This window comes from Opitutia bacterium ISCC 52 (genome assembly GCA_014529675.2).
GTDB lineage: Bacteria > Verrucomicrobiota > Verrucomicrobiia > Opitutales > UBA2995 > UBA2995.
In genome coordinates this window covers 3588951-3614694 of sequence record CP076040.1, presented here as the reverse complement: position 1 = coordinate 3614694, position 25744 = coordinate 3588951, and the positions used below count along the sequence as shown (strand labels likewise).

Genomic DNA, 25744 nt, shown 5'->3' with positions numbered 1-25744 from the left:
ACCTGGGGTACTACAACGCTTGTTAAGCTTCTTTTGTTGCTCTTTTTATCAATGTAACTCTTTCGGCTGACTTTGCTATCCGATTTACACCTTGATACCCCTATGCCACCCCTTCAATCTAGCTACTCGAACTTAATCAGAATCTCTTAACTACCCATCCCATTGAGAATAAAACACTTCATACTCCTTGCTACTATTCTACACCTTGGCTGTTTCTGTTCTTTAATGGGTGCAGGTCATGGTAGCTCATCCGACAAAAAGAATGTGTTGCTCATCTGTGTGGACGATCTTCGCCCAGAACTAAAGTCATTTGGTGTCGATTACATACATTCTCCGAATATTGATCGCCTCGCCAATTCAGGCAGAGCTTTTCATAACCACTACGTAAACGCCCCTACTTGCGGTGCTTCTCGTTATACCATGCTCACTGGGATGTACGGCTCCTATGGTAATGGAGCTCTCTTCGCACGAGCCGAGAAGCTAAAGTCTCTCAATGCATCCGTCTCGCCAAGTATGCCGGAGTGGTTCCGGAAAAATGGATATAAGACGGTATCTGTTGGTAAAGTCTCGCATCACCCAGGTGGGTGGGGCGGTGAGGATTGGTATGACCAAAACGTTCTTGAAATGCCAGGAGCCTGGGATCGTCAACTCATGCCCACTGGCCGATGGAAACACCCGCGAGGGGCGATGCATTCGTTGGTTCATGGGGAGATCAAAAAGATCGGATCCTTTTCGGAAAATAAAATGGAGGTCATGCAAAGCGCTGAAGGCGAAGATACTGACTACCACGATGGCTTGATTGCCGAGGAAGGTCTCGAACAACTCGAAGATTTAGCAAAAGCGCACACCCCTTTCTTTCTGGCTATCGGTTTTATCAAACCTCATCTCCCATTTGGATCGCCGGCCCGATATATGGATCCCTACAAAGGAGTCGACCTGCCTCCGATCCCTCACCCAGAGAAGCCTGATTGGGCCAGCACCTGGCACGCATCGGGAGAATTCACCAATCAGTATTTCCATCATGGGCAGGACCCAAACAAGGACAAAGCCTACGCCGATAAGGTCCGACGTCATTACGCCGCCTGCGTTAGCTACGTAGATCACATGGTCGGACGAATCCTCGACAAACTCAAGGAAACCGGCCGAGACAAAGACACCATTGTCGCTCTTTGGGGAGATCATGGCTGGCACCTGGGTGAGCATGCCATCTGGGGCAAGCACTGTCTCTTCGAAGAAGCACTCCGGTCCCCGCTCATCATCTCCGCTCCTGGTATGAATCATCCTGGCACAAAGTCCAACGCAGTCATTGAGACCGTTGATCTCTTTCCCACCCTGTGCGAACTTACTGGCCTGAATAAACCCGATTTCGTTCATGGCACCTCGGTGGTTCCTCAGCTCACAGAACCTACCACGCCGGGCCATACCGCCTACGCATATACTTCGAGAGCGCAGACTCTCCGCACAGATCGCTACCGCTTTACTCTCCATACGGATGGTAATATGGAATTGTACGACCATAGTTCCTCAGCGAAGGAAACGAAAAACCTCGCCGAGGATAATCCGAAGCTGGTGAGTGAATTGAAAAAGGCGCTTGAACAAAAGATAGCGAAAAGAGGTTCTTAATGCTGGAACCGCGTAACTAGAACTGCTAACCACCCACTCTCCGGTTGCCTCCATTAGATCCCGCTTGGTCAGAGGAAGTACAGCCTTCTGCATATTCTGGTTTAGTTTCGCGTTGTCCCTCTCGGATAGTTGGGTACTGTTTCATTTTTTCAAAACCTACCTCCAAGCTCAATCATAAGACCCATTGCTATGACTCGTGTTCTATTTTCGAAATATTTGCTGACTTTGGCTATCCTGCCAGTGTGGTTCGCCGGCTGCAGCCAATCAGGGCCTTCCATCAGTGAAGTGAGCCTTGTGCCAAATCCGAATCCAACGGTGCCACTTGCAGCCGTGCTTAGCTTGTCGGCTGATCAGCCGGTGACTTTGGCAATCAACATCGACGATGGAGACCGACAATGGACGATTGAGCCGAGTTCGGAGCGTTCTAATCAATTTGAAGTGCCTGTGATTGGGATGCGCGCCGCACGCAGTCATACCATAACCGCGACCGTAACAAATGCAGGAGGCAGCTCTGCCACCTCCGCGGCGATGACCTTCGAAACACCCGCGCTGCCAGATGTTTTTCCGATACCAAAAGTGACCGTCCGTAAGCCAGATGCCATGGAGCCCGGTGTGACTTTGTTTAATGTCAATGGACGTTGGGATGCTGAAGGAAATGCAGTTCCTGCGGTCTTCGCACCGGCTGTTATCGTGGATGATCTGGGCGAAGTTACCTGGTATTATTTGCCCACAGACCACAAAATCCATGACGTTCGGCAGATGCCAGACGGCAACTTCATCTATGAAATCTGGCCGGGAACTGGTGGCATGGTCGAAATAGATGTTCTAGGTAATATTCTGCGCCGTTGGCATTTCACAGGAACCGCGACGAATGTAGCCGAAGGCAGCATCCCAGTGGAAACTGGATCTTTCCACCATGATTTCACCAGTCTTCCGAATGGAAACATCCTGCTGCTCAGTAATGAGAACCGAGTCCTTGAAAATTGGTATACCAGTGAAACGGACGCGGACGCACCGAGAGCGACTGCCAATGTCCTGGGTGATGTCATTATCGAAATGACCCTCGATGGTGACGTGCTAAGAGAATGGAAATTGCATGATATTCTCGATCCTTACCGCATCGGTTACAGTTCGCTCGGTACTGGTTTCTGGAGAACGCACTACGAAGAAAAACTCGGTGGTCCCGGGCATGACTGGACGCACGCGAACGCAATTATCTACGAGGAAGAGGACAACTCGTTTATCTTGTCTGTACCTTATCAAGATGCGGTTATCAAAGTCAGTATGGATAGTGGTGAGCTCGTCTGGATTCTCGGAAACCATGACAATTGGAAAGAGCCTTGGAGTGACAAGCTGCTGACACCTGTCGGTGATCTCGAGTGGTCTTACAAGCACCACGCCATTTCCCATACTGAAAACGGAACCTACCTACTGTTTGATAACGGCGTTGCACGAAGCTCACCGTTCGATGATAAAATGGCGCTGGCGGACAGTTACTCCCGAGCTGTTGAATACTCTGTGGATGAAGAGACGATGGAAGTCTCGCAACTCTGGACTTATGGTCCCAAAGACGAACCATTTTATGCGCGGTACCTGGGCGATGTAGATTGGCAACCGAAGACTGATAATGTTCTGATCACCATTGGTGGACAAGAATCAGATGCTGACGGCAACAATGCCGGACGTGGACCCGATACTCAACGTTGGGCGCGTCTGGTAGAAGTGACTCATGAGCAACCCTCTGAAGTTGTTTGGGATATGCGTCTGCAAGATACAGGATTGGGCTGGGCCATTTATCGGGGTGATCGAATTCCCTCTCTCTATCGCTAACTTCGGTAGCCTTGTCTTAGGTAAGGTATGGCAAGTTGATTGGGCGGTGATTCTGTAGGGCGGCGTAGTCGTTGAGGATTTACTTGCCTCGTAAGTGTTTGTCGAACCAGGCAATTTGCGTTTGGTCAATATCGTCTGGTTTGTGGCCTCCGTAATTGAATCCGTGACCGCCGTTTTTCACGCGTATTAGTTTCGAGGGTACGCCGGTCGACTTCAGCTTGGTATGCATGTGTTCGGATTGAGAAAAGTCTACCGTCGGGTCCGCATCGCCATGAACCAAAAGTATGGGAGCATCGTCTTTGGTCACATGGGTTATGGGTGAGGCTTCCGATGCGATTGTGTGCTCTATGGATCCTTCCACGGTTCTTTCCTTTTCCCTTACACCTAGAAAGTAGTTGGCGTCTTGCCCATTGATAAAGTTCGAAGGTGCCGCTCGCGCAACTACGCATTGAACTTTGGCGTTCACCTGATTGATCGGGCTTTGGTCGAGGCGGTTTTCATCGCCATCCAAGACTCCCAGCATACTGACCAGATGCCCTCCAGAAGATCCGCCCAAGGCTCCGATTTTATCCGGTGTAATTCCAAACCGGTCTGCATGGAAACGGATGTATCGAACCGCCCGTTGAACATCCTCTACTTGCGATGGGTATTGAAACCTTGGAGTGGCGCGGTGACTGATGGCAAAGACCGTATAGCCAGCCGCCAACAAGGGCTCGCCATCATTTTTAACATGAGTCTGATGGCTCAGCGCTCGGGCATCATAACCCATGGGCCGGGTCCAACCGCTTCCAGAAATTTGGATGACCCCGTGGCCGTTTGATTCTTTCGGATAATATACATCCATTACCAATGCCAGGCCGGAGTACATGCCGTATATTACATTTCGATCTACATCTGCTGCGTTCTCGAGATCAGGTTGTGCGCTTGCCGAAAGGTGAGACAGTACTCCAAATAGTATTAACAGTTTGATGGATGGACTTTTGAGCATGGTGGTTTTGTTTAAATTAGTAGGATAGAAGTCGAACTATCCTAGGCGAAGGCGTCATGGATTTCAATAGCAGGCTTTTTTTTCTATGGCGATTATTGAAAGGCAAACAACAGCTGTATGGGTAGGGGCAGATTATTGGCGTATTCGTTGGTGAAAAACTTTTTCGAAAAAGTCTGTCACCTAATGACCACCAGGTGGCACTTATAGACGAAACACATAAAATAAATTCCAAAACTTATACCATGAATCACTCACTTGAAACGAACATCATGAACGAAACCAAAGTACCCAATGCCGCCTATGTAGGCATTGCAGCCATTATTGGAGGTGTCTCCGTAGCCATGGTTGCTCTTGTAGCAATCTTTTCACCACAAAATATATCGGTCGCACCCTGGATTGTGGGTGGACTTTCAATTATGGGGATTGCCCTGGGGTATTTCTCCTCGAATAGAGTGTAGGCAGGTCGTGCTTACTGAAGCGTCAAACAGATGTTTTAGGGGTAGAGGCTCGGTAGCCGTTCTGCTTGGAAGCTGAGCCAACCAGCGGGGCGTTTGTCGCTGATCTTCAGCTCAAAGACTTTCTCGGCCGGTGTGGTCCGCGTCACTTCGACAATGCGGATCCAGTTGAACCTGTTAACTCCGTTGCCAAAATTATCATTCTTGTCATAGGTCAGGCCACCAAAGTTGATGAGCACATTTCCAGTTTGGGGCATCCAATCGGCGTCGCCAACGCGCCAAGCGTAATAGCGCTCGTCACCGGGCTTATCCCCGTAAGACCAAATCTCTTCGACTTCCCGATTCTCTTCGTCAATACGATACTCGACTGCACGACTGCGAGACTCGCTCACGGGTAATTTGGGGTTAAACGGGAGTGCGCGATTCATCCCGTTGTCGAAAAGCAAAATCGTTCCTTCTGGAGTATTCATTGGAGCGTGCTGATCTGCATGCCAGGTCAATTCGCCTTTAGGCTTAAGTAACAGAGGCTGCCAATCTGGTCCCCATCCGGTATGGTCACCCATGATCCAGACAATTTCGTTCGTTTCGAGGTCGAGCTTGAGCACAGCATTTTGATAGCGCATCGAAAACAATGCGAATCGTTCCTCTTCATCTAGCGAAACGCTGTTTGCATGTGACCAGTCCCGAGGGGTTCCACCTACATGCCCATAGAGTCCCTGCCAATAGCGGCCGTTCAGCGAACCGTAGCCAATGCGGTATGGATCAATAATATCCAACAATTTGATTTCTCTTACTATGTTTCCACCACGGTCGAATTCGACGATAACATCGCCAATCACATTATCGGTGGCTTTAGGCGCATCCGGATCCGTTTCACTGGTTGGATAATTGTCGTATTTGCGTACCTCGGTGCTGATAGCGAGGATGTTCCCGGATTTCCTTACAGCGAATTCATGATGCAGGGTATCGGTGTCTACATGAATGCTATCTTCATAGATTTGATCCTCTTTCGCTAGATTGGAGTACCAATGGGAAATGATGTTTCCCAACATATCAATCTCGAAGATGCCGACATTCTTTGCGGTGAAAATAAGGTTTCCGTTCTCCAGGCGCTGGGTATCTGCAACCCCCGGTGGAGTTTTGTAGTACCATACCACTTCACCGTCCTCATCCAATGCGATGATCCAATCATTGGGCCGTTTGCTGTCATCGACGGGCACATAGGTAGGTTCAATGAAGGTAAACCCTGGTTCCATTTTATCTGGTTGGCTAACCTTGATTTCGATCGGAGGGAAATCTTCAGGGAGTGGATCGGTTTTGATTTCAATGGGCTCTGACCTCTCCGTTTGTCCGGCGGAATTACTGACCACAACAGTTACCTTATGCGTTCGACCAGCCCGCATGCCTAGAATCGGAACGACATGCTTGGTATCTACAGGCAGATTCGTATCGACGATCCAACTACGATCACCTTCCACAAACTCAAGCGCAACGGTTGTGGCCTGGCTTGTATTAAAACTTACTTCCGCGCTTAACGGTACGGTATCACTCGGATCGAGATCGACTTCCAGATGCTGAATCGTAGGAGAAGACGAAGAGCAGGAGATAAAGAGAAGAGCCATCAAGGAAATGCTGATGGCTGCATTGTGACCTGCAGCAGGAGAAGAAAAGACAGGGAGCATAAGTGGAGTTATTGGATTGTTAGCCCAGTTATGGAACTGGATTTGAGAAAGATGGGCAGATTGAGTCCTAAGAACACCCAGATAGTCAATGCTGAGGAGATCTTGATGGGGCCATAGTCTTCCTCGAGGCGCTTAATTCTTATCCACTTTCGCATCGAATTTGTTGGGAAAGCTGACAAAGGAATTTGTATGAGCAAAACTGTAAAAGCGACAGGAAATCAGTAAAAGACTACCAACCCTGACTCTTTTGTTGGGTCACCTGTCGTCGCCGGTATGCCTCAGCCTGGAGGGCAGCAACAAATCCGTCCAGGTAGCCCGGATTGTCGCGATTCTGAAAGGCGGTAAAGACTGGGTCCCTGGTCCTCTCCATAAATTGGCCAAGGATTTTTCTGTGGGCTTCGATCTCGTCTTGATATTTGGGGTCGTTGATCAAATTAATCAAATTGTCAGGATCATTCTCGACATCGAAGAATTCTTCCACGACGCGATAATCAAACTGGTTTAGGTGTTTGGACCAAACCGGGTCCGTCTCTGATAGTTCAACCATTTCTTGATAAGTAAGGGTCCCCTGGGCGGCAGCTTGGAACTTTCTTCCCTGAACAGCCCAGGGATTAAAGATATAGTTGAACTTCTTGGTCTGAACTCCGCGCATGGGATGGCGTCGACGCCCTGAGCTCTCATTGTATTCTTTGATGACGTAATCCAATTCTGGCTGTTTCTTTCCCTGCAAAACTTTGTAGAACGAACGTCCTTCGAGTCCGTTCGGATGCTCGATGCCTGCGACATCGAGCAGGGTAGGCAACAGGTCGAGCGCCGAGACCATGTGGTCGGTGTCATGGGTACCTGGCTTGATCTGTCCTGGCCAGCGAACCATCCACGGGGTGCGTGTGCTGTGGTGGTATAGGCAGGTCTTGGCGAAGGGCAAAGGCATGCCGTGATCAGAGAGAAAAACAACAACGGTATTATCGGCCTGACCTGATTCAGCTAACGCACGCAAGCTTTCACCGACGCAATCGTCGGCCCGGCTGACGGACATGTAATAATGCGCCAGTTCTTTCCGCACATTAGGAGTGTCGGGAAGGTAGCCCGGGACGGGAATTTCCTCCGGCGTGTACAATTGGCTGGGTACAAAAGGATCGTCCATTTCCTGACGGCGGTTCCAGCGGTAGAATGGTAAATGGGGATCAGAAATGTTGATCAGTAAACAGAAAGGTTTGTCCGCATCTTTAGCCGCAGCGATACCCTCCGCCGTGGTGCGAAAGTAGGAACCCGCATCCTTGATGTGATTCTTCTCTCCTTTGCGTTCGCCCATTATCAGGTCCCAGTTGTAGGGTGAGTAAGGTGTTGTGTGGCTCACTTTTCCAAAGATTCCCGTGAAGTATCCACCAGCCTTCATCAGATCAGCGAGGTGCGGGTAATGCGGTTCGTTAATCGCATAAAAACCCTCCACCAGATTGCTATGGGAAGAGCGTCCTGAAAACATGACATTCCGCCCAGGATAGCAGTTGCCTACCATGACGTGGGCATACTCGAAGCGGAGTCCTTCGGACGCCAGTTTATCCATATGTGGAGTTATGTTCTTCAAGGGACTGCCATAGACACCGACTGAATCGCAGTTCATATCGTCGACGGATATAAAAAGGATATTGGGCCGTTCGGCGTAGGCGGCTGGAATAAACACAGCAAAGAATAGAAGGCGAAGTATGGTGTTGTTCATAGTAAAAGAGTATTGTGGATTTGGGGTTATTGGCTAGCATATTATCTGACTATCCAAGTCATGTCTGGGAGGAATCTTTCCTTTTTATTTCATGGGCCTTCCAGGCATTCTTTCCTCTATCATTGCTTCGGCGGCCGGATGTTGTTTTTACCGCTGAGCTCCTCGCAATTGTAGGGAGAGTAGGGTATGTCGGATATGGCCATCATGTCGCTGCCAGTGGTTTTTCCTACAATGTATAGAGGGTCATTTACGGTGTATTCGCGAACCAGATACTGGTTTTTCTTGTCAAAGTGGAATCGTTCAATCACACGCATCTGGTCACTGTGCTTTACCCCCCTCTGGTGATTCAGGACACCTGCTTCGAATCCGATGGTGTCGACCACCAGGGTATCTCCTTCCCAGCGTCCAATCGAATGACCGCCTGTGCTCGGCTCGATATCCTCGGGGTGCTCATCCTGATCGAGATGGATCGTACGAACGAAATCCATGAAGCCATACTGCATGGTTATAGTAGTGTCGGTCTGCATGATTTCGTTCACGTGCCGGTCGTGATTCCAACCTGCTAAAATATTAACGATGTGGCATCGCAGGATGGGGTCGTCGAATTCCATTTCATAACCTTCCGCCGCCTTGGATCCTTCCGAAGTCGCTCTATATCTTGCCCGTTGCCCCATGCCTCTGCGGCCAAATGACAATGAAACCCAGGCGCCTTGCAAGTTGGGTTGGCCGTTTTCAAGGTGGGTTAGATAATCGCCATTCGAGTTGCGATTCGAAGGGCGTCCTCGTCTACCACTGGTATTGGTCAAATCGGTTCGACGCTCGATGACTGTTCCGTCTTCAAAGGTCAAGGACGTCATGTAGCAATGGTTATCCTCACGTCTTGCCGGTGCACCGCTAACGGTAACCTTTGCTCCTTTAGGAAATAATTCGGGAGTCCAGCCACGGCGCCTCAATTGCGTCCCTGAGCTGAGTTCGCAACGCCAACTCACTTGCTCACCATTTTCCATAACATCGAAATACAGATAGGCGTGTGGATTCACCAAACGTATCCTCGTAATAACACCACTGACCGTAACTTCTTTGTTCAAGTCAAAGTGGGGAGCCGATGCATGATGCCCGTGCAGGCTGCCAGAAACGGCCAACGTGAGTAAGAAAAAGAGTATTCGTTTCGTTGCAGTCATGTAGTGGAATTTGGAGATTCGTGGAGCATTATGGATGTATTCGGTGAAACGCGTCAACCGTTACCCCATCCGGCGTTCTTTGGGTCTTTTCATTGCCCCTTGCAAAGGCTGATTCAGGATATCAGTCTTCTTCTTCTTACCCATGATGACCATAGTGGTGTTAATGCCAGATGGGATTTCAGCAAATGCAACCCATGGAGAACCAGGATGACTATGATCAGAATGCACTCAAGTAACCTTAGAAGAATATTTATAAGTACTGTTTTCTTTGCAATGTTGGCCTGGTCAACGTCACAGGCGCAGGAGAACAACTCCGAAGAAGGTTCACCTTCTGGTGAGCGCGCCGAACGACCACCACGTGCTGAGCGCGCTCAGAGTGAAAACCGACCTCCCCGTGGTGGCGGACCTCGCGGCGGACCCAGAAGAGCACCACCACCACGGTCAACTGACGGATCGCGTGAAGCTGGCACGCCCAAGTATACCGTGGCTCCGGATGGAGTCGGGGTGACCATGCGCGATGGTGCTTCACCCAATCCCTATACCAAAGACACAGTTACTTACGTTCCTTGGGAAGATGGATCAAAAATGAATCCACTTAAGGTGGGCAGTAAACTTCCAAGCGGTTCGGTTGTCTGGACCAAGGAAGGCGAAAAATTGGACCTCAACAAGGTAGCCATGGAAGCACCCACCTTATTGATTTATTACCGAGGCGGTTGGTGTCCGTATTGCAATATACAGTTACACGAACTGAAAGAGAGTGTCCCCGAACTTGAAAAAATGGGATATCAGTTGCTCGCGATAAGTACCGATACCGTGGAAGCTCTGAACGCCTACGATGACTCCGAGATTAACTACCAATTGCTCGCGGACCCCGATCTCAAATTGGCAACCAACCTTGGAATTAAATACAAAGTGGTAAAACAATACCTCGAGCACGTAAAATCGATGCCTGATGGTCGCGCATTCAGTTTAGAGAAACGCAACGGCGGATTCCTGGTTACGCCTTCAGCTTTTGTTCTGGATACTACTGGCACCGTACGATTTGCCTATGTGAACGACAATTATACGGTTAGAGCCAGTCAGGATTCGCTATTGAAAGCTGCTAAAAAGGCATTGGAATAATCGTGGTGTATTAGGCTACTCACTACGCATGAGTATTATCCGATCGGTGAACTACGCCATAAGTCCTGTGGGATTTACCTTAGTCTCTTTAGATAGTCTTACTCGTTGGCTTTGTCCAGCTCGCTAAATAGATCTCGAGCGTCATGAATGAGCGAATACAGGAGTATTTTTTCTTCAGGAATGACCAGCTGATAATCCTGGTGGGGGTATTTTTTCATGAGGCGATGTCTCAAATCTCCATCCACCTCATCGAGATTCAACAAACGCATGCTCCAATCGTAGAAATATGGAGTGGTGATTAGTTCGTAACTGATCAATTCAACATCCTTGTGGCGTTCGTCCTGTAAGATTTTATTGTAAAGTTGGTTTACGTAGCGAACGGGGCCTTCCAGGATTTGCAAAAACTGATCTCCTGTTAATATGAGCATACCAACGATACCTTTTTCATTATTGTGATCCTTGGCCTTCGAAAGGATGTTCTCCAATTCGGTTTTTCGAGGGAAATCAATTTGGACTTTGCTTCTATAGATAAGTCTACAGCGTTTCATGTTGGTTTTAAGGGTAGAATTTTATGGAAGAATCACGGGGATTTTAGTACCCCATAATACAAAATGGGCCATAATCTATGCCATGAATGAATGTAAAGATGCCAGAAAGCAAAATTTATTCAAAAAATTCTTTTGTCTCCTTCAATATATAGGTTCTCCGTCTGAGAAGGGGCAAAAATAGGGTTTAACCGTAGATCACTTATACTCTACTCTTTCCTTCTTAATGATCTGTTCGATTAGATACCCAATAGCCCTTTTGGCTTTCTTGGCCTCTAGCTTATCCACTTCGGGCCAACCCGATGAGCAGCGTGAAGTGTTATTCAATCGCGACATCCGGCCGATCATGTCGGACACCTGCTTCCTGTGTCATGGTCCCGACGCCAGCCCGCGTGAAGCGGATCTGCGCTTGGATACACCCGAAGGAGCTTATGCCGATCGCGATGGCTCACCGGCAATCATCCCGGGTGATCCGGAAGAGAGCCTGTTGACTTGGATGATCAATGCAGAGGATGAGGAAGACATCATGCCTCCACCTGAGCATCACCGCGCGCTGACGCAGGAAGAGAAGGGTTTATTCTATCAATGGATTCAGGAATGAGCAGAGGTTTCAGCAAGTGGGTGATCCGGAAATTCAAGCCCGCATTTCACAATACGAAATGGCCTTTCGCATGCAGGCATCGGTACCTGACCTGATGGACACCAAGGAGGAACCGGATTACATCCACGACCTCTATGGCCCCGATTCGAGAAAGAAAGGTACCTTCGCTGCCAATTGTATTCTTGCCCGCCGGATGGCTGAGAGCGGTGTCCGCTTTGTGCAACTTTTTCATCGAGGTTGGGATCAACACAACAATCTGCCTAAGGATTTGGCGACCAATTGTAAGTCAGTTGATCAACCGGCAACGGCTTTGATTAACGACCTTGAGGAGCGTGGTTTGTTGGAAGACACCGTCGTCATCTTTGGCGGTGAATTTGGCCGCACTATTTACAGTCAGGGCAAACTCACCAAAGACAATCACGGGCGCGACCACCATGGACGCTGTTTCAGTACCTGGGTTGCCAGAGGTGGATTCGAGCCCGGGGTCGACTATGGCGAGACCGACGACTTCGCCTACAATATCGTCCAGGATCCGGTTCATATTAATGATTTTAATGCTACGGTGTTACACAATCTTGGTATCGACCATGAGCGTTTCACCTATCGTCACCAAGGCCTCGACTCGCGCTTGACCGGGGTCGAACACCGCCGGGTTATCAAAGAGATTTTGAGTTAGGCTCGTTAGATTGTTTCGGAGAAGTCAGAATCAGTTTTGATGAAGGTAGCTTGCCGTATCATAATCGACAAAGATCGTATCGATTCCTGAATCGGTTTCTCGAAATCCTATTTCGACCAGCATAGTATGGCGGGGACGTACCGCTTCGTCGGAGGCATGGGTATGGAAAACATAATACATGTCGTCTCCATCCATGAAGATGTCTCCATGTCCGGTTCCGTTTATGCCAAGAAACTCTTTGCGAAGGATGGGATTGCCACTGTGACGGGTCCAAGGGCCGGTCGGGGAGGGTGCGGTTGCATAGCCGACACCATAGTCAACACTCATGAAGTGGTTTGCTGAATAGATGAGATAATAGGTGCCCTTTCGTTTGATGAGTGTGGGCCCTTCTGCAATTTCTTCGGTCGAGTAATCGGGAGTATTCTCCCATGTTTCATTTTGAACCGAGATACAATGTTTCAAGGTGCCTTCCCTAATTCGGCTGAGGTCGCTCTCCATTTCGGCAACGTAGATGTGGTTTCCTTCATGTTTGCGGACATGATAGAGATAAAGTGTTCCATCATCGTCTTGAAACAGAAAGGGATCGATTTCCTGGTGGTCCTCATTCAGCGCTCGAATCTCTTTCTGGATAAAAGGACCAGTCGGGTGATCTGAAAAGGCGACGGCGATCTGTCGGTTTGCCGTATAAAGCATAGCCACTTTTCCCTGATAATCTAATACCTGAGGTGCCCAAAAACCTTCCGTTCCGAATGCTCGCTCTCCAGCTTTGAGCACGTATCCCTCATCATAGGCAGTTTCGGGAACGTACCAGGTTTTTAGTTCTTTTGACGCATAAATCCGAAAACCAAGCTGTGGTGGCGGTTCAGTTCCAAAGAGGTAGTAAACGCCATCATACTTGTAGAGTGCTGGGTCGGCCAAATAGACTTCTTCAGCTAAGCTAGTTATGTAAGCAGTGGTAAGGAGCACCGCACAGACTATTATCGATTTCATGGGTCTTTACCGTTTGGGTGAAATGGAAAAGGTTTGGTCACTTTCGTCGAAGGTGTTTCCATCAGCTGAACTGATCCGGAGACTTACTGAGTCAGATGCGATCACTGGAACGCGCCAGGCGTAGTGGCCGTTGTGTGGAGTTGATTTTGTAATGACTTTCCAATTACGACCATCTTTGTATTCCAGTTTGACAGTTTGAGTGCCTGCCCAGAAGTTGCTCCAGGCGATGTCTGTGGTTTGCCCGGGATGCAACGTTTCTCCTCCATTGGGGTAGTAGAGCTGAATGGCCGGAGGCAGTGGGTGGTCTGCCAGAAGTCTGGGTGTGCCCGACAGGGACCGGTCGTCCCCGACTTCTTTCATGCGGTCTTTAATCAGCTTGCGCATGGAGGCTAGGACATCCGCATATCTTGGATCGTAAGCGAGGTTGTTTTCTTCGTAAGGGTCTTCCTCGATCATGTACAGCTCTTCTTTGGGTCTGGCATGATAGCGATGCATGAACAGGGCAGCCTCCTGGTTCTTTTGGGCTGCTTGCTCCCAGGCGTTCCAGTCATAAAAATAATGCTGGTTTTCTTGACCGGCTCTGGTGTGTCCTTCTCGGAAGACCTTCACATCCATGTGGGTCGTATTGTAGAACTCTGGGAACAGGTTGAGCATGTATTTCCATTTATCCGTTCTTACCGCTCGGATGGGATATACGTTCACGGTCTTGTCGCCTTTGTGGACCGTGAAGATCTCCTTACGGTGGCTGTCGGTTTCACCCAGCAATACGTTTTTGAAAGACTTGCCATCAATACCCTTTGGGATTGGTGCGCCTGCGATGTCGATAAAGGTCGGGATTAAATCAATCCAGCTAACCATGGCATCGGTTGTGGATTGGGGCTTAATCTTTCCGAGCCATACAGCTATGAGTGGAATACGCACGCCCGTTTCGTAAAGCGACCACTTTCCAAACGCCCAATTCTGCCCATGATCGGACGTGTAAAGGATGAGGGTGTTGTCTTCGTCGAGCTGTCGTTTGACAATTTCGCGTACTTTGCCGACCGCTGTGTCGACGTTTTCAACAGACTGGTTGTAACGGGCCATTAATTGGCGCGCTTCAGGGATATCGAAGGTCTTGGGAGGTAGCACCGCATCTTTTGGATTGAAATGAACCTCGTCCGGCTCGATCGGCCAAATCGTATGAGTGTCAGTTGGCCCAATAAACAGGGCCACGGGTTTGGATTTGTCTTCCCGCTTCTCAAGGTATGCTTCCACGTTTGCTGGATCCAGCAGGTTGTTACTACCTGGGAGTCTTACCACTTCGTTGGGGATGACACCTCTTCCATTGCCGTGAGTGACCTTGCCTCGGAAGACCACCTCATAGCCCGCATCAAGTAGTCGCTGTATCAATCCTTCTGAAGGTGTCAGTTTGTAATTTGAATTCTCGTGATTACCTACGACTCCATTTTTATAAGGCATCAGGCCGGACATCAACGCATGTCGGCTGGGGGCACAGGCTGGCGAAGCAACATACGCACGCGAGAAGGTCATGCCCTCATCCGCTAAGGATTGCATGTGAGGTGTTCTTTGCTCCTTGGAGCCATAGACGGTGGAATGATACACGCCATGATCATCAGCAATAATGGCGACGATGTTTGGTTTATCTGCAGCTAGCAGACTCTGTGTGCCGGTTATAGAGAGTATGAATGCCAGGACAGATTTTAAATAGTCACGCATGTCGTTGTGGATGGAAAAAGTTATCACGGTATAACCAGGAAATTTCTTAAAGCGCACGGAGGCAATCTTCGATGTATAAGTGAGCTGGATTAATTGTCGGAATGATTTGAGACTAAAGCGCCTCTCCATTCCGGATCTCTTTTTGGAAGCATATTAAATCCTTGTTCCTAAAATAATCTTTAGGGCTATGGCGAAGACTTGCCACGCTCGTTAAAATAGGAAAGTTTCCAGTTAAGTCGTTCTCGCTCATCATTCGCCGATCTATGTTTCAAACACGTTTTATTTGTTGCTTGTTTGCTTTGACCTTCCCACTTGGGAGTTTCGGCCAAAACTACGACCTCTTGCTGAAGGGTGGTCATGTCATTGACGCTAAAAATGACCGAAACGGTACCTTCGATGTGGCGATTCAAGGAGACCGAATTGCAGCGGTCGAAACGTCCATCCCTGAAAGCGCAGCCTCGAAAGTGGTGGATGCATCGGGTTTGTATGTGACCCCTGGATTGATTGATATACATGCTCACTTATTTTGGGGAACGTCCGAAGGGGCCTATTTGGCAGATAGTTACAGTGCTTTGCCACCGGATGGATTCACATTTCCTTATGGAGTAACGACCGCTGTCGATGCAGGGGGTCCTGGCTGGCGGAACTTCGAACTATTTAAACGCCAAACCATTGATAAATCCAAGACTCGGGTAAAAGCCTTTCTCAATATCGTCGGTGCGGGTATGCGGGGAGATCCCGACGAGCAGGATCTGAATGATATGGATCCTAAATTAGCAGCCATGATGGCGTATGAGTACCCTGAATACATCGTCGGAATTAAGTTGGCTCATTTCAAGGGCCCGGATTGGACACCGGTTAAAAAAGCGGTCGAAGCTGGCCAGTGGGTGGGCATACCAGTCATGGTTGATTTCGGGCGTGCTCAGCCAACCTTGTCCATTGAGCATCTCTTTCTGAACGAGCTCAATCGCGGAGATATCTTTACTCATTGCTTTGCGGATGCGCTGGGACGGGAATCGATTGTAGATCTTTCCGGTAAGTTGAAGCCATTTGTCATGGAGGCCATTGACCGGGGCATCATTATGGATGTGGGGCATGGCGGAGGCAGCTTTCGTTGGAACGTTGCGACCGTAGCATTGGAGCAGGGAATGCGTCCTCAGACGATCAGCACAGACCTTCACACGGGAAGTATGAATGGTCCCATGAAGAACCAGCTCAATGTGATGTCCAAGTTTCTCAATCTTGGCATGTCCCTGGAAGAAGTTATTGAGGCCTCGAGTTGGAAACCAGCAAAGGTCATTCAGATGGATGAAGAACTCGGACACCTCAGTGTCGGGGCTTTAGCGGATGTCGCAATCCTCCGAAAGCATGAAGGCAATTTTGGGTTCCTGGATGTCGCCAGGACACGTTTTGACGGAAAGTACAAATTGGGCTGCGAATTAACGATCTTGGGAGGTGAAGTCGTCTGGGATCTCAATGGTCTTGCCAGTCCTGCTTGGGACGAAGTTAATGTCCCTCGCTCTCCAGGACGCCCGGAAGTGCAACGCATAATTAATCCACCACAATGATAAATAAAATAATCCCCATTCTCCAAACACTACTCTTGGTCACGGCATGGCCTTTTGCTTCCTTTGCCGCAGAGAGTCTTGGTCCGGAAGCCAAGTTGAAAGAACTCGGAATTGTTCTGAATACCGCTGCGAAACCAAATGATCACTTTGTCCCGGCCGTAACTACTGGCAATCTGGTTTTCTTATCCGGGCACGGTCCCAGGAAACCAGAAGGAGGAGCTGTCCAAGGCAAAGTGGGTAAGGACCTTACCATAGAACAAGGTAAGGACGCCGCTCGCCTGACCATGATCGCATTGTTGTCTTCTCTTAAAAACGAAATCGGAAGTCTTGATCGAGTCACACGGGTTGTTAAAGTGCATGGCATGGTCAATTGTCCGACCGACTTTACTCAGCAACCCGCTGTCATAAACGGGGCGACAGCCGTATTAACTGCCATTTTCGGTGATGCCGGAAAACCAGCTCGGGCGGCTGTGGGTATGGGGTCTTTACCTAACAACATTGCCGTTGAGATTGAGATGATCGTCGAAATTGCTCCGGAGTAACTCAAGCCCATTTCATTCATGCTAAGCCGAAGGAAATTACTCAAACGCCTTTCCAGTTTACCTGTGATTGGCGGTGCAATGGCGGGGGGCGCCTTAACTGCCAAAGCTGCAGAGACCGGTCCTTCACGCGACTACTTTGGCGAACTTGGCATCAAACCCATCATCAATGCGGCAGGTGCTTATACCACCATGACGGCCAGCTTGATGCCGGAGGAAGTGCTTGATGCCTATCGGCAGACTGCGGGTTCCTATGTATCCTTAGATGACCTACACGATGCAGTAGGTGAAAATATTGCGGAGCTTGTGGGCTGTGAAGCGGCTATGGTCACGGCTGGAGCTGCCTCTGCCATGACTCTGGCTACCGCTGGGATCCTTACTGGAATAGATGAGGAAAAAGCCAAACGCATTCCGGTTGATCTAAGCGGGATGAAGAACGAGGTGATCGTTCAGAAAGCTCACATCGTGGGTTATACGCATGCCATCACCAATTGTGGTGTTGATCTCGTGGTCGTAGAAACGAAGCAAGAACTGCTCGATGCCATCAACGACCTTACAGCCATGCTATATTTTACCGATGAGCACAATCTCGATGGCCCCGTCCAACACGAAGAATTTGTAAAGATCGGGAAGGATCATGGTATTCCCACTTTCATCGACGCGGCAGCTGGGATTCCTCCTCGTGAGAATCTTTATCGATATACTAAAATGGGTTATGATCTGGTTGCCATCTCCGGGGGTAAGGCCATACGTGGTCCACAAAGCACTGGATTATTGATGGGAAGAAAAGATCTGGTCGTGGCGGCTCGTTTCAACGGTCCACCCAGTTCGGACCGGATTGGCCGAGGCATGAAAGTGAACAAGGAAGAATTGGTCGCTCTATGGATCGCGGTTGAGCGCTTTACCAAGATTGATTACGAGGCGGAATACAAAGGCTGGAAAAACCAGATCGATTGGATGGCCGAAAAGCTGTCTCCGATCAAAGGTATTGCCCTCGAGAGTTTCATTCCGAGTAGTCCCAATACCGCCCCGACCTTAATGCTTACTTTTTCTCCTGGGGCCTTTACCTTATCGGGATTCGAAGTGAGAGATGCACTCATGGAAGGCACTCCATCTGTTGCCGTTGCCCGACCGCGGGAAGACGGTTTCAATATCACTACCTGGATGCTGCAACCGGAACACCTGGAAACGGTCGTTACTCGGGTGAAGGAAGAACTGCAGAAGGCAAGGGCCTAAGGGCGCATTTACTGGGCGCGCTTCAGTGGTGACCCCTTCGAAGATATGGGCTTTATTGAGGGTCAGCTCCGGCGGATGAATGAGCGACTTGATCCTCCGAATGAAAAGTTGGCCGCGAAGCCTTAAATGGATAGTTCTCTCAAAATCGCAGAATTTTTGAATCCTCTATTCCATTGACCACTTGAAAAGCTTCATCCGGTCTTTGATGAGGAAACCATCTTTGAGTAGAACAGGCGCCGCCCAAGTGGGGCTTTCAGCAACTGTATAAACGGCAACTCTTTCATAGTCTTCTGTGTCTGTTTTGTGAACTTCTAGAGTTGCGTCGTCTTTTAGAACCAAGATGTGTCCGGGAATACTGAGGAAGGTGGCATATTCTCCCATGCGAGCTGGCCCGAGCCAGATCGTTTCACCAGTCATGGGGTTGAGGCGAAAAAATTGTCCCCGTTTGAGGTGTGATTTTCCATAGAGGCTATCGCCGTTGATGATGGCAGAGGCCATGTTGAGCGATACACCTCTTTGGTGCCAATTTTCTGTAACCGACCATTTCCCATTTTCTAATTTTGGCTCCAAGCTACGAATGCCTCGGTTTTCTCCACCGATGAGGAGGCGGCCTTGGTAGTGGACGGGAGTAGGGGAATTCTGGCTCGAACCTCGGTGAGGCATATCATAGTCCCAGAGTCGTTTCCCGGTTTGGCTTTCGATGCCTACTACGGCGTCGTGGTTCCATTCCACGATTTGGCGGATGCCTTCAAGTTCGACGAGGATGGGAGAAGCATGGCAGGCCCCGTCATTGCCTTCGGTCCAGAGTTCTTCTCCGGTAGCAACGTCGAAGGCAGCCAGAATGCCACCGCCTGCGCCCCCAAAGTGCATGATGACTTGCTCACCATCAACCAGGGGTGAGTAAGAGGCACCCCAATCGGGATAAGCGTTTCTGAATCGATCGGAATAATCTTTGCGCCACAACAGTTCACCGGAGTCTGCATCCCAGGCAGAGAAAATATTTGTAACACTCAGCGTAAAGAGTCGGCCATCGGCCCAGGTTGGATTCGAGAGTGGTCCATTCCCGTGTCTTGTGCCGAAGTGCTGTATTTGATATTTTACCGGGTAACTTTTTTGCCAGATCACTTCTCCGGATTTTAAATCTATCGCTCGCACCACTTCCTCTCCATTTTGTCGTGCCTGTTGATAGACTCGGTCCTCGACTACGACAGGCATCCCCGAACCTTCACCGACTACCAGGCTCCAATCGCTCGTTAGCGATTGTGGCCATTCAGCTGGAGGTTTAAAGTAATCTACTTGCCCATCTCGATTGGGTCCCAACCAACCAGGCCAGTAAACCTCTGCGGCCGAGACTGATATACCGAAGGAGAGTGCAAAAAGAAACTGGAAGGCGAATTTCCACATAGCTTATTTAACGTTACACTTGCGAAGAGCGTTACATCAACGAGTTAAAATGTTGAAGCTGAGATGCGTAAATAGTCCAAAGATTATCCTGAACTCCATTTTCAATAGACGAAGGCCAGTCCAAACTTCAAGATTTTGCCATGTCCATGATCGAGGGCGTTTCGTCGGGCATGGACTTCCTTCTTGTACATCACTTGGGCGTGGAATTCATCATTGATTCGCAAATACACGTGAGGTCCCACGAGCAATTTCTCATGTCCATCGTCTTCGAATATGAAATCGGTTTCCCACTTCACATGACCGGAAGTTTTAAATAGGCGAAAGTTCAGACCGAGGTCCATGTGAGCCGAAGCTCGAAAGGGTTCTCCGTCTCCGAAGCTCCAGGCGCTAATTCCGGTAGAAAATAAATAGTTGTAGGTCTCTGTTTCGTAACCCGCCGACAATCCAGCTCCCCAGGCACCGTCGTAGACTTCGTATTCATCATCCCCTGACAGTGGTACTCTCACTTGTGGGGCCAATGTCCAGGAGCCACTGCGGCCGTCCAAATTGAAATACTTTTTAAGCGGAAGAGCGAGGGTGGCATCTCCGATTCCTTCATTCCGTTGGGTCATCATCCCGCCGTTTCCGTCCGGCAGCTCTCGACTGGCATGCATGACGAAGGGAAGTTTCGCGGTCATACGAATGGACTTGTCCCAAGTGTAAACGCCTTCGAGGTGAAGGATGTCGACGTCCTCAGAGTATCCTTCGGCAATGATCTCACTTCCCGACATCAAATCGCTTTCTCGTCGCATTTCCTGCACGAGCTGTACGCCCCAGCCATTGTCCCAACGGGGCATCTCATTAAATACCGGTTGATCCGATAACAATGCCGACGGGAGTCCCAGGGTGAGTGTGACCCCGAGGATTAGAATGAAGCGGGACTTCACGTTTGGACTAGCTGTCTGTAATCAGCGGCTTGGTCAAAAGATTGCCTTCATTAAGGCTGTAGGAGTGCACCGGATCGTAACCGGCATCTACAATGGCTTCGGTGAGAGACTCATAATTCGGGGTCTTTTCTTCTCCAATCGCCACCGTGATCAGTTGAACTTTCGTATCGAGCTCCACGCCTTTGTTGAAACGTTTCCGATCCACAAAATCTAGGCTACTGATCATCTTCCGAACACCAATAGCGCAGGACGGGCAGCATAAACCTTTGGCAAATACAACCAATGCATCCGACTCGGCGCTCAGTTTTGCCTTCGCTGCAACGACGCGAACTTCTTCTGTTGCTTCAGGACTGACTTCCATCGCTCCTGCTGAAAGATTGAACGTGGTCAGTGCGACCAGGCTGGTAACGAGTTGGATAAAGTATTTTATAGATTTCATCTTAGGGACTGGAAATATTCTGGCTCAGAATTCCAGGGTCAATGACAAAGAAGAGACTAGCCCGTCAGAATCCTGTTCCATTTTGCGTCCATTTTACGACCGGCCCATTGAATATCCTGTTTTGGGACTTTTCCAAAAAATCCTTAGTCAATTCAGTTATGTCTGTTGTCAAATTGGTGGATAAGTATACTTTTTTAATAAATGCCTCCCGAAAATTCAGAACAAGGCCATTGGTTTGCTGAGCATTTGCTGCCGCATGAGGACATGTTGCGTTCCTGGCTCAAGAGTCGCTTCCCAAGCGGATTAGATGTGAATGATGTGATTCAGGAAGCTTACTTGCGTGTTCTGAAGGCTCGAGACAAGGGGCAGATTCGTGCCCCCAAAGCCTTTCTATTTGCAACCGCGCGCAATTTTGCCCTCAACGCCTTGAGGGCTGCTGCTGTTCGAGGAGAGAATCGATATATGGAGATCGAAGATTGACTGGAGAGTTCAGCTTAATATCCGCAACGCATTCGGAGATGACGACGATATTCCAGTAGTTACCAATCCGGATGGGCAAGTGTCTGTTATCCGTATTCCCAACCCCAGAACCATTTATTTGAGTAATACGTTTAAGTTTTAGTTTGTTAAGTTTAGTCTATAAAAGCCCGGCAGTGACGTTTGACCCGTTGCTGTCGGGCTTTGTGTTTATAACCTTATCCGTTTACTTCTTTAGGGCTGGGGCTTACTCACCTCAACACGATCCCAATACAACGCCTTGTCGGCCCCATTAACTCGGGCTCGAATGATAAGCTGTAACTGCTGATGACCCGAAACATCTACTTGCTGGTGGCGGACCTGATAGGTTTCGAAGTCCTCCTCTGGATCTGATGAAAAATTTAAAGATTCGACCGTCACTGCATCGGAGTCATCCAGTTGATAAGCAATAGACAACGAGTCAGATCGGTCAAAATTTCCGATCTTGATCGCATCCATTGCGATGGAAACTTTTGAGAGATCGGCAACATCGATCTTCTCTGTTTGCCAGATCGTTTCTACATCTGCATCGCTAACTCGAAACTTGCCCTGACTTATGGCTGCGCCTCCCGGAGTAGAGCCAGCATCCAGCGTCGACCAGGCTGTGCTACCACCGTCGTGAATGACTCCGTCGGACAAGTCGAAGTCTTCGCGCCAGATCGTTTTATGATCCTCATTTATCGAAATCTTTGGCAGTGTTTGCACGGGTTCGTTCACATGTTCTCGCCCGTCTGTGAGCCAGCTTAGATTGAAGCGCACAAAATCAATTCCTTCTTGTCCTGCGTGTCCATGATTGTGTGCCAGAGCGATGTCGTAGTTGTCCATTACGACTACTGAGCTATACCCACCTGCTTCATGAATGACTCGTTTGAACGGCCAGGTCTTGCCTTCATCGTAACTGACAAAGCAGGTCAAGTCCCTGCGTTTTACCACGACTGGATTAAACGCAAAAAGGCGGTTCCCATCCGAAGTTTCCATTCGCGTGATGGATCCATGACCGGATTCCCAGATAAGATCATGAACGGTTTCCAGGCCATACCAGGATTCACCCCCGTTTTTGCTATACATAAAGTTGCGGTAGTCTGGATCCAGTCCAGGGTCCAAATCCCCGTGCGAACGGATGTTCATCAAAACGCGTCCATCGCTCAGTTCGACGATACTCACCTCATCCGAACCCTGGACTGCCGTTTCACTTACTTGCCAGGTTTCTCCATGGTCATCGCTGTACCACACCACTGAGAAATGTCGGTCTTCATGAGTCACGATGTGTCCGGGAATGAGCATGCGATGTTTGTATTTCCCTAATTTAAGTTGAATGCCGGGACCAGGATTATTGCGCCACCGTTTCCATTCGGGCCGAAGCAAACTGTCGGGGATACGGATCGGGTCGGACCAGTTATATCCATTGTCATCGGAGGTCATGTAGAAGAGTCGTTTTTCACTCTCGTTGGTGTTCATGAAGTAGAACAGCCGACCCGTCGTTTCGTCCACCACTGGGGCCGGATCCTTCCAGCCTGCGTGGTCTTCATCCAAATGCCCCCACACTGCTTCGTAAGGCCCCCAGGTGATTCCGCGATCGGTACTCCGTCGCATAAGAACATCCTTCTCACTATGGTCGCTTACCGCATAGCGCGCTTCGACAAAGGCCAACAAGTCGCCATTGGGACATTGAATCAGCCCCACATTTCTAAACCGATAAGTATTTCCCGAATGCTCACCGTTTTCAAATAGAGGACGGACCTCGTAGAGGAAGGGTTCTTGATCCTGTGCAGAAATCGGAGTTGTCACAGCGCCAATGATCGCCGTACTGATGAGTGTGAATGTAATGAGCTTCATAATGCTCAATTTAGGAAGAGAACATGCCTCAAGGCAATAACGACCGTATATTTTTCCTGACACCAGACACAAAAGTGATCAAGTTTGTGTGAGTAAATGACAAGGGGACTCTACAAAGACATTTTCGTTTTGGTTTTCAGATCCACTCTTTTATTTTTTTGGCTGAGCTTACCATCCTTGCTTAGCGCGCAGAATGAGAAGACGGATAGCCTCAATGCTACCTTGGTCAGTGGCCAAAGCATCAAGGTCGGTGGAAACCATGGTGTGGGTCCTATTGCATCCATCGGAATCAGTTCCACTCCGCTGGGCTATGCGTTCGTCTATAGTGGCGAGCGGCCAGATATCTTTGTCAGTTCTGATCGCTGGTATCCAGGCTTTCACTTGTATAAATACATGAAGGATACACCGGAAGGAGTACCGGTTTTTTCTGCACCCATCGAAGTTGAAGTACCGGAGCTTACGAAAATGGAAGACCATTTGCTTCAGGATCATGCAGTGGCCGGATATGTTTTTCAGACAGCGAATGGAGATGTCTTTGGAATCTGGGTACGGCATCAAGAAATAGTCGTCGCACGTTTTGATCGGAATGCCTTGCGCTTTGATGTTGAATCAAGAATCAAGCTGGCGGGATTACCGCGCTTGCCCCGTGCAGCCACGGCTTCCCTTGACGAGGATGGGCAAATGACCCTTTTTCTGAGCGTCTCCAACGACACCCTCTATAAACCAACCCTGGTGCACCACCGCAATGCTGCCTACCGGCCATTCGACGGGTCTGGTATCTGGATGGGCGGTATTCCTCGTGATGCCGTTTACCGGGTGGAACTTTCCTTTTCAGACCAGCCTCAGAATACGAAGGCCGTAGAAATGGTTTCCCACGAGAATGGCGGCCAATTCGGTATTAATGGAATGGCGATTTTGGAAAATAAGGGGGACCCCAGGCTGATCCTCGGCACTATGCTTGGCGGCTTGCATACGCTTTCTGGGTTTATGCCTGGAGATACCATTACGAAACGGCCGATTGTGGATCCGAATGGCATCTCGCTTCGCCATCCGGAAACCTGGACCAACGTCATTGCGTATCCATCCCGTAACCCAAACAGCATGGACATTCTGGCTTCTGGCGAAGGAGGAATGTATTATTACCAACGCTTACGGGATAATGATCTTCTCGATCGCATTTCTTTTAAGCCGATGGGAGAATTACAACAGGTTTCGGCCGAGTTGTTCGGAGGAACTCTGGTGGTTCCCAATATCGTTGATTGGAACGGAGACGGCCGGCTCGACATTGTTGCCGGAAACTCCCAGGGCTTCTTCCTGTTTTTCGAAAACGTATCCAAGACGTCACAACCTTTATTCGCTCCTCCACAACGGATTGCCGCTGCTGGAGAACTCGTGCATATCCAAGGTCAATACAGCAGCATCCAGGGCCCGGGTGAAGCACGCTGGGGTTACACCTGCCCCAATGTATACGATTGGGATGGAGACGGCCTGCTCGACATACTCATGAATGACGTCCGGGGTATGCAAACGGTGTATATAAATGTGGGTACGAAAACCGAGCCTCAACTTGCATCTGGTAAACCTTTATACCTGGAGGATCTGGATATGCATGGCAGCTGGCGTACCCGGCCTGGCATTGACTCGCTGGATGGTCGCAAGGTTTACATCACGCTCAATGATCAGGATCAGTTTCACCTCTACTATCAGGTAGATGCATTCAATCTGGAGGAAGGTGGCAAACTATTACTTGAAGATGGTTCTCCTATTCATGCCAATTTTCTTGATGCTGGTGGACGAGGTCGTACCAAGTTCGAATCCATCGACTGGGATCAAGACGGAGATTTCGATTTAATCGTGGGTACCCCGAGGCACGGCACCGTTCCCGTGGCCGATGAAAGCGGACTTCCCTGGTCGCGCAACAAAGCCGGGGCGGCGGTACTCTTCCTGGAAAACAAAGGCTCCAATCAAAAGCCTGTGTTTGCCTATCCTAAATTACTGCACCATCGCGGAAAACCTGTCCATTTGGGACAACACTCCTGCTCACCTGCAGTCGCTTTTTTCAATGGCAAGCCAGACTTAGTGGTCGGCACTGAAAAAGGACGTTTTATCTACTACCAACACGAGCACATTACCTGGGAGTAATAAATCCGGACC

22 protein-coding genes are annotated in these 25744 nt (G+C 49.3%); 11 read left to right on the top strand and 11 right to left on the bottom strand.

All coding sequences use genetic code 11. From position 1 onward, the window contains the following. The first annotated feature begins 225 nt into the window (after window positions 1–225). A complete protein-coding gene (locus GA003_15330; protein ID QXD27376.1) occupies window positions 226–1623 on the top strand; it encodes a sulfatase in 1398 nt (465 codons plus the stop codon). A gap of 189 nt (window positions 1624–1812) precedes the next feature. Next, complete coding sequence (locus GA003_15325) at window positions 1813–3453, top strand: aryl-sulfate sulfotransferase (GenBank protein ID QXD27375.1); 1641 nt, start codon at window positions 1813–1815, stop codon at window positions 3451–3453. Window positions 3454–3532: 79 nt separating this feature from the next. Here the strand turns inward: GA003_15325 and GA003_15320 are convergent, their stop codons facing one another. After that, window positions 3533–4441: an alpha/beta hydrolase gene (locus GA003_15320; protein QXD27374.1), complete on the bottom strand. Its 909-nt coding sequence runs from the start codon at window positions 4439–4441 to the stop codon at window positions 3533–3535. Between the two features lie 242 nt (window positions 4442–4683). Between GA003_15320 and GA003_15315 the strand changes: the two genes are divergently transcribed. Continuing rightward, window positions 4684–4899: a hypothetical protein gene (locus GA003_15315; GenBank protein ID QXD27373.1), complete on the top strand. Its 216-nt coding sequence runs from the start codon at window positions 4684–4686 to the stop codon at window positions 4897–4899. 35 nt (window positions 4900–4934) lie between these two features. On the opposite strand, the gene GA003_15310 is transcribed toward GA003_15315, so the two are convergent. The 3 genes from GA003_15310 to GA003_15300 form a co-directional block, all read right to left on the bottom strand. After that, window positions 4935–6578, bottom strand: coding sequence for an aryl-sulfate sulfotransferase (locus GA003_15310; GenBank protein QXD27372.1), 1644 nt, complete (start codon window positions 6576–6578; stop codon window positions 4935–4937). A gap of 229 nt (window positions 6579–6807) precedes the next feature. Continuing rightward, complete coding sequence (locus GA003_15305) at window positions 6808–8295, bottom strand: sulfatase (protein QXD27371.1); 1488 nt, start codon at window positions 8293–8295, stop codon at window positions 6808–6810. Between the two features lie 119 nt (window positions 8296–8414). Beyond that, window positions 8415–9476: a hypothetical protein gene (locus GA003_15300; GenBank protein ID QXD27370.1), complete on the bottom strand. Its 1062-nt coding sequence runs from the start codon at window positions 9474–9476 to the stop codon at window positions 8415–8417. Between the two features lie 273 nt (window positions 9477–9749). Between GA003_15300 and GA003_15295 the strand changes: the two genes are divergently transcribed. Then, window positions 9750–10598 (top strand): AhpC/TSA family protein, encoded by an 849-nt coding sequence (locus GA003_15295; protein QXD27369.1) that lies wholly within the window; start codon window positions 9750–9752, stop codon window positions 10596–10598. 98 nt (window positions 10599–10696) lie between these two features. Here GA003_15295 and GA003_15290 read toward each other — a convergent pair whose 3' ends face one another. After that, window positions 10697–11146 (bottom strand): BLUF domain-containing protein, encoded by a 450-nt coding sequence (locus tag GA003_15290; GenBank protein QXD27368.1) that lies wholly within the window; start codon window positions 11144–11146, stop codon window positions 10697–10699. A 265-nt stretch (window positions 11147–11411) separates the two neighbouring features. On the opposite strand from GA003_15290, the gene GA003_15285 reads away from it, so the two are divergent. Continuing rightward, window positions 11412–11744: a hypothetical protein gene (locus GA003_15285; GenBank protein ID QXD27367.1), complete on the top strand. Its 333-nt coding sequence runs from the start codon at window positions 11412–11414 to the stop codon at window positions 11742–11744. Beyond that, entirely contained in the window at window positions 11725–12420 is a 696-nt protein-coding gene (locus tag GA003_15280) for a DUF1501 domain-containing protein (GenBank protein QXD30456.1), read from the top strand. Before GA003_15285 ends, GA003_15280 begins: the two co-directional genes overlap by 20 nt. A gap of 30 nt (window positions 12421–12450) precedes the next feature. Here the strand turns inward: GA003_15280 and GA003_15275 are convergent, their stop codons facing one another. Together GA003_15275 and GA003_15270 are read right to left on the bottom strand one after the other, a co-directional pair. Further along, the gene (locus tag GA003_15275; GenBank protein ID QXD27366.1) at window positions 12451–13410 is read right to left on the bottom strand and encodes a glycoside hydrolase family 43 protein; all 960 of its coding nucleotides are present in this window, start codon (window positions 13408–13410) and stop codon (window positions 12451–12453) included. 6 nt (window positions 13411–13416) lie between these two features. Then, a complete protein-coding gene (locus tag GA003_15270) occupies window positions 13417–15153 on the bottom strand; it encodes a sulfatase (GenBank protein ID QXD27365.1) in 1737 nt (578 codons plus the stop codon). Between the two features lie 236 nt (window positions 15154–15389). Here GA003_15270 and GA003_15265 point away from each other — a divergent pair, with 236 nt between their 5' ends. The 3 genes from GA003_15265 to GA003_15255 are packed head-to-tail and all read left to right on the top strand — an operon-like array spanning window position 15390 to window position 18469. After that, on the top strand, window positions 15390–16694 hold the full coding sequence (locus tag GA003_15265) for an amidohydrolase/deacetylase family metallohydrolase (protein QXD27364.1): 1305 nt from the start codon (window positions 15390–15392) through the stop codon (window positions 16692–16694). Continuing rightward, a complete protein-coding gene (locus tag GA003_15260; GenBank protein QXD27363.1) occupies window positions 16691–17236 on the top strand; it encodes a RidA family protein in 546 nt (181 codons plus the stop codon). The genes GA003_15265 and GA003_15260 overlap by 4 nt, the downstream gene beginning before the upstream one ends. Before the next feature lie 18 nt (window positions 17237–17254). Further along, on the top strand, window positions 17255–18469 hold the full coding sequence (locus GA003_15255; GenBank protein QXD27362.1) for an aminotransferase class V-fold PLP-dependent enzyme: 1215 nt from the start codon (window positions 17255–17257) through the stop codon (window positions 18467–18469). A 165-nt stretch (window positions 18470–18634) separates the two neighbouring features. Here the strand turns inward: GA003_15255 and GA003_15250 are convergent, their stop codons facing one another. The 3 genes from GA003_15250 to GA003_15240 form a co-directional block, all read right to left on the bottom strand. Beyond that, window positions 18635–19873, bottom strand: a complete 1239-nt coding sequence (locus GA003_15250; GenBank protein ID QXD27361.1) for a PQQ-like beta-propeller repeat protein — start codon at window positions 19871–19873, stop codon at window positions 18635–18637. Window positions 19874–19974: 101 nt separating this feature from the next. After that, entirely contained in the window at window positions 19975–20799 is an 825-nt protein-coding gene (locus tag GA003_15245) for a hypothetical protein (protein QXD27360.1), read from the bottom strand. Between the two features lie 7 nt (window positions 20800–20806). Next, window positions 20807–21238 (bottom strand): hypothetical protein, encoded by a 432-nt coding sequence (locus tag GA003_15240; GenBank protein ID QXD27359.1) that lies wholly within the window; start codon window positions 21236–21238, stop codon window positions 20807–20809. A gap of 201 nt (window positions 21239–21439) precedes the next feature. Between GA003_15240 and GA003_15235 the strand changes: the two genes are divergently transcribed. Beyond that, the gene (locus tag GA003_15235; protein ID QXD27358.1) at window positions 21440–21718 is read left to right on the top strand and encodes a hypothetical protein; all 279 of its coding nucleotides are present in this window, start codon (window positions 21440–21442) and stop codon (window positions 21716–21718) included. A gap of 231 nt (window positions 21719–21949) precedes the next feature. On the opposite strand, the gene GA003_15230 is transcribed toward GA003_15235, so the two are convergent. Then, window positions 21950–23590, bottom strand: coding sequence for a glycoside hydrolase (locus tag GA003_15230; protein ID QXD27357.1), 1641 nt, complete (start codon window positions 23588–23590; stop codon window positions 21950–21952). 177 nt (window positions 23591–23767) lie between these two features. Between GA003_15230 and GA003_15225 the strand changes: the two genes are divergently transcribed. Beyond that, entirely contained in the window at window positions 23768–25732 is a 1965-nt protein-coding gene (locus GA003_15225; GenBank protein ID QXD27356.1) for a VCBS repeat-containing protein, read from the top strand. Window positions 25733–25744: the final 12 nt, after the last annotated feature.

Excerpts from the sequence above, each read along its gene's own strand:
- GA003_15330 (QXD27376.1), top strand. The coding sequence starts at position 226 with ATGGGTGCAGGTCATGGTAGCTCATCCGACAAAAAGAATGTGTTGCTC.
- GA003_15325 (QXD27375.1), top strand. The coding sequence starts at position 1,813 with ATGACTCGTGTTCTATTTTCGAAATATTTGCTGACTTTGGCTATCCTG.
- GA003_15320 (QXD27374.1), bottom strand. The coding sequence starts at position 4,441 with ATGCTCAAAAGTCCATCCATCAAACTGTTAATACTATTTGGAGTACTG.
- GA003_15315 (QXD27373.1), top strand. The coding sequence starts at position 4,684 with ATGAATCACTCACTTGAAACGAACATCATGAACGAAACCAAAGTACCC.
- GA003_15310 (QXD27372.1), bottom strand. The coding sequence starts at position 6,578 with ATGCTCCCTGTCTTTTCTTCTCCTGCTGCAGGTCACAATGCAGCCATC.
- GA003_15305 (QXD27371.1), bottom strand. The coding sequence starts at position 8,295 with ATGAACAACACCATACTTCGCCTTCTATTCTTTGCTGTGTTTATTCCA.
- GA003_15300 (QXD27370.1), bottom strand. The coding sequence starts at position 9,476 with ATGACTGCAACGAAACGAATACTCTTTTTCTTACTCACGTTGGCCGTT.
- GA003_15295 (QXD27369.1), top strand. The coding sequence starts at position 9,750 with ATGTTGGCCTGGTCAACGTCACAGGCGCAGGAGAACAACTCCGAAGAA.
- GA003_15290 (QXD27368.1), bottom strand. The coding sequence starts at position 11,146 with ATGAAACGCTGTAGACTTATCTATAGAAGCAAAGTCCAAATTGATTTC.
- GA003_15275 (QXD27366.1), bottom strand. The coding sequence starts at position 13,410 with ATGAAATCGATAATAGTCTGTGCGGTGCTCCTTACCACTGCTTACATA.
- GA003_15265 (QXD27364.1), top strand. The coding sequence starts at position 15,390 with ATGTTTCAAACACGTTTTATTTGTTGCTTGTTTGCTTTGACCTTCCCA.
- GA003_15260 (QXD27363.1), top strand. The coding sequence starts at position 16,691 with ATGATAAATAAAATAATCCCCATTCTCCAAACACTACTCTTGGTCACG.
- GA003_15255 (QXD27362.1), top strand. The coding sequence starts at position 17,255 with ATGCTAAGCCGAAGGAAATTACTCAAACGCCTTTCCAGTTTACCTGTG.
- GA003_15250 (QXD27361.1), bottom strand. The coding sequence starts at position 19,873 with ATGTGGAAATTCGCCTTCCAGTTTCTTTTTGCACTCTCCTTCGGTATA.
- GA003_15240 (QXD27359.1), bottom strand. The coding sequence starts at position 21,238 with ATGAAATCTATAAAATACTTTATCCAACTCGTTACCAGCCTGGTCGCA.
- GA003_15235 (QXD27358.1), top strand. The coding sequence starts at position 21,440 with ATGCCTCCCGAAAATTCAGAACAAGGCCATTGGTTTGCTGAGCATTTG.
- GA003_15230 (QXD27357.1), bottom strand. The coding sequence starts at position 23,590 with ATGAAGCTCATTACATTCACACTCATCAGTACGGCGATCATTGGCGCT.